We start from the raw sequence: 459 nt of genomic DNA, 5'->3' as shown, positions 1-459 counted from the left end.
GATAGAAGAATGAAGAGAACCCCTGCTGTAACTACTGCACTGAAAGCTGTTGCGTATGTGATGCCGCCATCGCTTGCGCTTACGACATGAAAGGCTAAATATGCGTTCAAGCCCATGCCGGGCGCAATAGCAATCGGATAATTTGCTGCCAGGGCCATCCACAGCGTTCCGACAATGGAGGCAATGATCGTTGCGGTGACAACCTGGTCGAAAGGAACCCCGGCGTTAGCCAAAATGACCGGATTAACCACGACGATATAGACCATTGTGAAAAAGGTCGTCAGCCCTGCTATGATTTCTTGCTTTATGGATGTTTGCTGCTCTTTTAGATGAAACATAGTATCCTGCAATTACGAACGTTTTAACAAAACACCATTAATATTATTCTTTTTATTTGGTTTTTGCAAGTCATTTCTTGAGGAATGTGGATCATTATGAAGTGGGAATGTGTAGTGATCA

Annotated in this window: 1 pseudogene; it reads right to left on the bottom strand. The window is 44.0% G+C overall.

Features of this window, described 5'->3' with window-relative positions:
• A pseudogene (pbuO, locus tag RVS70_RS22355) lies at nucleotides 1-338 on the bottom strand (hypoxanthine/guanine permease PbuO); the annotation flags it as partial.
• Nucleotides 339-459: the final 121 nt, after the last annotated feature.

The organism is Virgibacillus sp. M23 (genome assembly GCF_034190895.1).
Classification (GTDB): Bacteria; Bacillota; Bacilli; order Bacillales; family Amphibacillaceae; genus Virgibacillus; species Virgibacillus salarius.
This window is presented reverse-complemented; position numbering and strand designations above follow the sequence as displayed.